The sequence below is a fragment of the Sphingomonas elodea ATCC 31461 genome (assembly GCF_000226955.1).
GTDB lineage: Bacteria > Pseudomonadota > Alphaproteobacteria > Sphingomonadales > Sphingomonadaceae > Sphingomonas > Sphingomonas elodea.
Map to the genome: position 1 here is coordinate 1 of NZ_AGFU01000081.1, position 7,167 is coordinate 7,167.

9 protein-coding genes and 1 pseudogene are annotated in these 7,167 nt (G+C 68.0%); 6 read left to right on the top strand and 4 right to left on the bottom strand.

The genetic code is table 11. From position 1 onward, the window contains the following. Nucleotides 1–160: 160 nt before the first annotated feature. Nucleotides 161–328: a 50S ribosomal protein L33 gene (gene rpmG, locus KK7_RS0117960; protein WP_010125625.1), complete on the bottom strand. Its 168-nt coding sequence runs from the start codon at nt 326–328 to the stop codon at nt 161–163. Nucleotides 329–582: 254 nt separating this feature from the next. Between rpmG and KK7_RS0117965 the strand changes: the two genes are divergently transcribed. Then, nucleotides 583–1,077, top strand: coding sequence for a Dps family protein (locus KK7_RS0117965; protein WP_010546025.1), 495 nt, complete (start codon nt 583–585; stop codon nt 1,075–1,077). Between the two features lie 49 nt (nt 1,078–1,126). On the opposite strand, the gene KK7_RS0117970 is transcribed toward KK7_RS0117965, so the two are convergent. Both KK7_RS0117970 and KK7_RS0117975 read right to left on the bottom strand, forming a co-directional pair. Beyond that, nucleotides 1,127–1,438 carry a hypothetical protein gene (locus tag KK7_RS0117970; RefSeq protein ID WP_010546026.1) on the bottom strand — a complete coding sequence of 104 codons (312 nt, stop codon included), beginning with the start codon at nt 1,436–1,438 and terminating at the stop codon, nt 1,127–1,129. Nucleotides 1,439–1,488: 50 nt separating this feature from the next. Next, entirely contained in the window at nt 1,489–2,349 is an 861-nt protein-coding gene (locus tag KK7_RS0117975) for a metallophosphoesterase (RefSeq protein ID WP_010546027.1), read from the bottom strand. Between the two features lie 47 nt (nt 2,350–2,396). Here KK7_RS0117975 and KK7_RS0117980 point away from each other — a divergent pair, with 47 nt between their 5' ends. The 5 genes and pseudogenes from KK7_RS0117980 (at nt 2,397) to KK7_RS0117995 (ending at nt 6,586) form a co-directional block, all read left to right on the top strand. Continuing rightward, nucleotides 2,397–3,974, top strand: coding sequence for a cisplatin damage response ATP-dependent DNA ligase (locus tag KK7_RS0117980; protein WP_010546028.1), 1,578 nt, complete (start codon nt 2,397–2,399; stop codon nt 3,972–3,974). Nucleotides 3,975–4,047: 73 nt separating this feature from the next. After that, nucleotides 4,048–4,185, top strand: a pseudogene (locus KK7_RS23825) (LuxR C-terminal-related transcriptional regulator); the annotation flags it as partial. 216 nt (nt 4,186–4,401) lie between these two features. Then, complete coding sequence (locus KK7_RS23530; RefSeq protein ID WP_237709254.1) at nt 4,402–4,842, top strand: DUF4019 domain-containing protein; 441 nt, start codon at nt 4,402–4,404, stop codon at nt 4,840–4,842. Nucleotides 4,843–5,030: 188 nt separating this feature from the next. Beyond that, nucleotides 5,031–6,203: a sensor histidine kinase gene (locus KK7_RS0117990; RefSeq protein WP_010546030.1), complete on the top strand. Its 1,173-nt coding sequence runs from the start codon at nt 5,031–5,033 to the stop codon at nt 6,201–6,203. Further along, entirely contained in the window at nt 6,188–6,586 is a 399-nt protein-coding gene (locus KK7_RS0117995) for a hypothetical protein (protein WP_010546031.1), read from the top strand. Before KK7_RS0117990 ends, KK7_RS0117995 begins: the two co-directional genes overlap by 16 nt. Before the next feature lie 144 nt (nt 6,587–6,730). Here the strand turns inward: KK7_RS0117995 and KK7_RS23650 are convergent. Then, a partial coding sequence (locus tag KK7_RS23650; protein ID WP_010546032.1) for a cold-shock protein occupies nt 6,731–7,167 on the bottom strand: 437 nt, incomplete at its 5' end.

Consider the following 7,167-nt stretch of genomic DNA (forward strand, 5'->3'; position numbering starts at 1 on the left):
CGGTCTCGGCATTCCTGCTGAACCGCTCTTCCGATCTGTCGAAAAGCTGGTGGCCACGCTGGACGAGGAAAGCGGCGATACAGCGAAAACGCCGGACCCCAGCAAGGATCCGGCGCGATAAGATCCAACGGTGCGGGCGCGACAGGTGCGCCCGGCAACGTTACTTGATCTTCGCTTCCTTGAAGTCGACATGCTTGCGCACGACCGGGTCGTACTTGCGGAAGCTCAGCTTCTCGGTCTGCGTGCGCGGATTCTTCTTGGTGACATAGAAGAAGCCCGTATCCGCCGTGCTGACGAGCTTGATCTTTACGGTGGTCGGCTTTGCCATGACCCGGAACCCTTGATTCGTGCGAAAAAGAAAGAGCGGCGCGCTTGTGAGCACACCGCTGACAGGGGCAGGCGGATGCGCGAATCGCCAGGGAAAGTCAAGTCTGTTGGAGGAAGAGGCCACCCCAATGCGCGCAATCAGGCGATCAGGTTGATCGGGATAATCCATGGGTATGCCTGTTCCGCACAGGGAACCCGACCCTATATCCCGATCGTTAGGGCGCCGAATCGACCGCTTTCAGGAGGAAAGACCCAATGGCTGAAAATCCCGCACTCGCGACGCCGACCGACCTCAACCGCAACGACACCAAGAGCGTTGCCGATGCCCTGAACAGCGCGCTGGCGGACTGCTTCACGCTGTATCTGAAGACCAAGAATTTCCACTGGCACGTCTCGGGCCCGCACTTCCGCGACTATCATCTGCTGCTCGACGATCAGGCCGCGCAAATTCTGGGCGTGACCGACGCGATCGCCGAGCGCGTCCGCAAGACCGGCAACACCACGCTGCGGTCGATCGGCGACATCGCGCGCCGCCAGACGATTTCCGACAATGACGCGGACTTCGTGGCGCCCGGTGACATGCTCGCCGAACTGCGCGACGACAATCTCAAGCTCGTCGAGAGCTTCCGCGCGGTGAAGGACGCGGCGGAGGCCGCGAAGGACAATGCGACCAGCGGCATCGTCGACGAATGGACCGACCAGGCCGAGGAGCGCGCCTGGTTCCTGTTCGAGGCCAGCCGCAAGGGCTGAGCCGAATCGGCCGGCGCCACCCAGCGGGGCAGGCGCCGGCCTTCGCCGCTTACTTGATCGCGGCCAGATCGGTTTCGACCTTCTTCAGCATTTCGTCGGTGAGCGCCCCCTGCGAGAAGGGCTGTACCGCCCGCAGGCTCATCGACTTGAACTGGTCGAGCGCCGGGTGCGCGGACAGGCCCGGAATATCGGTATCCAGCACCGCCTTGGCCTTCTCGTCGGCGATAAGCGTCTCGATCGGCGTGTCGAGGTTGAACTTGGCGGCGGCAGCAGGTGCTGCGGCGGCAGGCGCCGGGGTCTGCTGCGCCATGGCAGGGCTGATCACGGCCGCGGCGATCGCGCAGGCGACAAGAAGCTTCATTGAAAACGCTCTCCCTCGTGCGGGTGCACCACTGCGCCCGCGCGCGGAGGCTAGTCACGAATTGCGGCAGCTTTGCGAATCCCGTCGGAAGCCGCGCCGTCGAAGGTCAGCACCCACAGATCGGGCACCGCCCCATAGCGCAGCGGCACCCCGCTGGTGCCGATGCCGGCGGTGACCAGCACGTCGCGCCCCGGCTCGCGGATGAGCCCGCACAGATAGCGCAGGCCGTAATGGGAGGAGGCGGTGACCGCGCCGATCAGCGGCAGCACCACCTGGCCGCAATGGGTGTGCCCCGCCAGCACCAGCGGAAACTGGCGCGGAAGCGTCGGCGCCACGTCCGGCGTATGGCTCAGCACCACGACCGGCCCCGGCAGCGCCGCCGCCGCCCGCGCGAGGCGCAGCGGGTGAAACTTGCCATGGTAGAGATCGTCGGCACCGGCGATCGTGAGCGCCCCCCGCCGAACCGCCGTGTTGCGCAGCAGGGTGATCCCGTTCTCCGCCAGAGGTCCGGGCAGGTCCGTGCGGTTGCGCCAGCCATAATCATGGTTCCCCAGGACGGCGAGCACGCCGTAGCGCGCCCGCAGCGCCTTGAGCGGCGCGCTTGCCGCTTCGCCCGCATAGACTTGCGTCGAAAGGCGACGATCCTGCTCGATGTCTCCTGCGATCAGCACCAGGTCGGGCCGGAGCGCATTCACCTGCGCCACGATGCGGGCGAGTCGCGACGGCGGCGTATCCGGCCCGGCGACGTGCAGGTCGCTGATGAGCACCACCCGCATCGGCGGCGCGCCTGCCGGCCAGTCGCGCAGATGCACGGTCAGGCGGCGCACCGCCGGATCGCGGGTCGCGGTGTAATAGCCGAAGCCGAGGATGCCGATGGCCATGGCGGCGAGCAGAAGGAACAGGCGCTTCATCATCTTCCCCCTAGCGCGGGCAAGGCGGCGCGACCATCTACTTGGCCATGCGCGCTTTTGCCGACCTGCTCGACCGGCTGATCTACACCCGCTCGCGCAATGCCAAGCTCCGCCTGATCGGCGACTATCTGCGCGCGACGCCGGATCCCGATCGCGGATGGGCGATGGCGGCGCTCACCGGCGCGCTCGATCTGCCTGCGGTGAAGCCCGCGCTGCTGCGGGCGCTGATCGAGGCGCGGGTCGATCCCGTGCTGTACGGCATGAGCCGGGATTTCGTGGGCGATTCGGCCGAGACGATCGCGCTGCTCTGGCCCGAGCCGGCGGTGCCGCCGCCGGCCGCCGGGCCACTCACCCTCGCCCAGGTGGTCGACACGCTCGGCACGCTGTCGCGCTCGGATGCGCCGGCGGTGCTCGCGGCGATGCTCGATCGGCTGGAGGCCGACGAGCGCTATGCCCTGCTCAAGCTGGCGACCGGTGCGCTCCGCGTGGGCATTTCCGCGCGCCTCGCCAAGACCGCGCTGGCCCAGGCCTTCGGGCTCGAGGTCGATGCGGTGGAAGAGGTGTGGCACGGCCTCCACCCGCCCTACGCCCTGCTGTTCGACTGGGCGGAAGGGCGCGGCGAGCAGCCGCGAACCGAGGATGTGCCGGTGTTCCGCCCGTTCATGCTCGCCCATCCGCTGGAGGAGACCCAGGTCGATCTGGCGGACTATGCAGCGGAGTGGAAATGGGACGGGATCCGCGTCCAGCTCGTCCACGCCGGCGGCGAGACCCGGCTGTACAGCCGCGCCGGCGACGACATTACCCGCAGCTTTCCGGAGGTGGCGGCGGCGTTCGCGACACCGGGCGTGCTCGACGGCGAACTGCTCGTCCGCGGCGAAGTGCAGGGCGGCGAGGCCGGCAGCTTCAACGCGCTGCAACAGCGGCTGGGGCGCAAGGTCGTCTCGGCCAAGACGCTGGCCGACTTTCCCGCCTTCGTCCGCCTCTACGACATCCTGTTCGACGGGTCCGAGGACCTGCGCGCGCTGCCCTGGCATGCCCGGCGGGGCAGGCTGGAGGCGTTCGTGCCGCGGCTCGATGCCGGCCGCTTCGACCTGTCCTCGGTCATCGACGCCGCTGATTTCGCCGCACTGGAGGAGATTCGCGCCGGCGCCCGCGACGCCGCGATCGAGGGCGTGATGCTGAAGCGCCGCGATTCCCCCTATGTCGCCGGACGCCGCGTGGGACTGTGGTACAAATGGAAGCGCGATCCGCTCACTGCCGATTGCGTGCTGATGTATGCGCAGCGTGGCTCGGGCAAGCGGAGTAGCTTCTATTCGGACTTCACCTTCGGCGCCTGGACCGAGACGGGCGAATTGCTGCCGGTGGGCAAGGCCTATTTCGGGTTCACCGACGAGGAGCTGAAATGGCTCGACCGCCATGTCCGCACCCACACGGTCAACCGATTTGGCCCGGTGCGGGAGACCGACAAGTCGCTGGTACTGGAAGTGGCCTTCGATTCAATCCACGAATCGAAGCGGCACAAGTCCGGCCTCGCCATGCGCTTCCCCCGCATCGCCCGCATCCGTACCGACAAGCCCGTCGCGGAAGCCGATACCATCGCGGGTTTGCGGCGGCTGGTGACGTGACGGACAAATTTCTCGGGGTCCCGGCACGAAGGATAGCACTGGCGGGTGGCGCTTCGTACAAGCGGGCATGGGCATGGGGGAAGCAACGCCAGGGCAGCGCGCGGACGCATCACTGACCGAGCGCGAGAAGGTCACGCTGCGACTGCTGCTCGCAGGGCACGACGCCAAGTCAATCGCACGGGAGCTGGGCCTGTCGGTCCACACCGTAAACGAACGCCTGCGCGACGCTCGCCGCAAGCTCGGGGCCGCGAGCAGCCGCGAAGCCGCCCGCCGGCTGGCCGACTATGAGGCACATGCCCCTCAAAAACTGAGGGACGACGCGTTGGGGGTGTCGACACCCCCGCCCCCCGTGGCTTCTTCCCATCAGGCAGAGCGTCGGCCGCAACGGTTGCACCGGCTCGCCTGGTTCAGTGGAGGAATGCTCATCATGTCGCTGCTTATCGCCGCCGCAATCGCCGGCTTCGTCGCGCACCGCCCCGCGCCCTCGCCCGTCCAGGCTCCGGCCGCCCCCGTCGCGGCGGTCGCCGCCGAGGCGGAGAGCATGGCGTCCGCCCGGGCCTGGCTGGTGCTGGTCGATCAGGGAAAATGGGAGGACAGCTGGCGCACGGCATCGACGCTGTTCCGGCAGCAGGTCTCCGCCGAGCGCTGGGCCGGCATGGTCACGCCCGTCCGCCAGCCGCTGGGCACCGTCGTCTCGCGAACGCTGAAAGGCGTGGAGAAGACCAAGGCCCTGCCCGGCGCCCCCGCCGCCGACTATGAGGTGCTGAAGTTCAGGACCAGTTTCGCCCAGCGCGCTGATGCGATCGAAACCCTCGTCCTGGTCCGCGAAGGGACTGGCTGGGGCGTCACCGGCTACCTCATCCAGTAAGCCGGCCGGGCGGGCGCGCGCCGGGGGGGCCGTGCGGCGCGCGCTCTCCAGCCATGGTCGCGACGGATCGAGCCCGGGCGGTTGGACAAGAGCGCGAAAATGCTGGAAAAGGACCGGTGGAGCTGTCGCGCCGCCGCCGGAAAGTGGCGGCATCCCCACGACGGTATGGCGGTGATCGGGGAACCAATGTGCCGACGATTTCCGGCTTCGATCCAGATGCCCTTTCGGAGGGCTTCACCGGCCGGGACGCCCTGTTGCGGCTAGTTGCGGAGAGCGACACCCGCGAGGACTGGATCCGCAAGGTTGCCGATCATAGCGCGCGCCAGAGCGACATCTTTCTCGAACTGATCAACAAATGTCCCGTCGGCATCTATCTGGTCGATGACAGGCTCACCATCGTCGCGATGAACGAGCGCAGCCAGGAAGGCGCGTTCCGCAACGTCCGCCCGGTGATCGGCCGCGCCTTCGAAGACGCGATGCGGATCCTCTGGCCCGAGCCGGTGGCGCAGGAGATCGTCGGCAGTTTCCGCCACACGCTGGGCACTGGCGAGTCCTATCGCTCGCGCGAGTTCGTACGGCCACGCAGCGATATCGACCAGGTCGAAGGCTATGAGTGGGAGCTGCACCGGACGCGGCTGCCCGAGGGCCGGTTGGGCGTCATCTGCTATTATTTCGACTCGACCGAGCTGCGCGAGACGCAACGCGCGCTGGTCGAAGCCACGCGGCGGCAACGGCTGCTGATCGATGAGCTCAACCACCGGGTGAAGAATACGCTTTCGGTGGTCCAGTCGCTCGCCCGGCAGACGATCGGCCGAAACCCCGCCCCGGTCGCCGCGCAGCGTGCGTTCGAGGGGCGGCTCGCCGCCCTGGCCCGTGCCCATGACACGCTGACGCGGGTCCATTGGGAAAAGGCCGAACTGGCCGAAGTGACCGAAGGCGCGCTCGATTCGTGCGGCGTCGCCGATCGGGTGCGGACCGGCGGCCCGACGATCTGGCTCGATTCGCGCATTGCGGTGACGATCGCGATGGCGCTGCACGAGCTGTGCACCAACACGATCAAATATGGCGCGCTCTCCACGCCCGGCGGCCAGGTGGATTTCCACTGGTGCCTGGCCGAAGGGCCGACGCCCCGTCTGACGCTGGCATGGCGAGAGCTGGGCGGACCCGCAGTGACCCCGCCGACGCGACGCGGCTTCGGCACGCGCATGCTGGAGCGGGCGCTGGCCGGAGACCTGAAGGCGCAGGTGCAGCTGGAGTTCGCACCCGAAGGATTCGTCTGCACGATCGAGGCCGAAGCCCCTGCGCTGTTCGACGGTCCCGCACCGCCGAGCCCTGACGAACGGCCATGGCGCCCGGCCTGATCCTTGCCTGGGCCTTGCGCCAGGCCGCCGCGCCGCAGGCGCTGCGCTTCGACGACACGGTGTTTGGCCCACGGCGCATGCTTCGCTGCACCTGGTTCACCACTTTCGAGAACAGCCGCTTCCACGACTGCAGGGATGTCGACAGCCCCGTGCTGCGGGCAGGAGAAGCGGCGTCGATCCGGTGCCTGCCCAAGCAATGTGCCCGGCTGGATGGCGCCGCACGCCGATGGTCGGGCGGCAAGCGCGGCGAGCCACCGACGGGCTTCTACACGGTGCGCTTCGTCGGGCGGGTCGCTGCCGACCGGCATGCTCCGCGCTTCCTGGGCGACGGCACCCGAACCATCCTGGTCGAGACGGTCACGGCGGTTCGCAGGGCAGACTAGCGCTCGAGGATCCGGCGCCAGGACGGCGGCCGGCTCGCCCCCCTTGGCAGCGCCCTCCTCACTCTCCGCATCGATCGGATGCCGAAAACGATAAGGGCCGGACGTTTCCGCCCGGCCCCTTCGCGTTCGTATCCCTTGGAAGGGTTACTGCTGCGGCGTCAGGTTCACCGCCGCGTACTTGCCGCGACGATCGACCTCCAGTTCGAACTCGAGCCGGTCGCCTTCATTGAGCGTAGGCATGCCTGCGCGCTCGACGGCCGAGATGTGCACGAACGCATCGGGCTGTCCGTCATCGCGCTGAATGAAGCCGAAGCCCTTCATCGCGTTGAAGAACTTGACCGTGCCGGTCGCCTTCTCGCCGGTCAGCTGGCGCTGCGGACCACCACGCGGTGCACCGCGATCGCCGCCGAAGCCGCCTGCGCCTGCGTCGCGCGGCGCGCGCTCGACGACTTCCATCGGCTCACCGTCGATCTTGAGCGTGGTGGCCGAGATACGGCCACCGCGATCGACGAGGGTGAAGCCGAGGGGCTGGCCCTCCGCAAGCGCCGTCAGGCCAGCCTGTTCGACTGCAGAGATGTGCA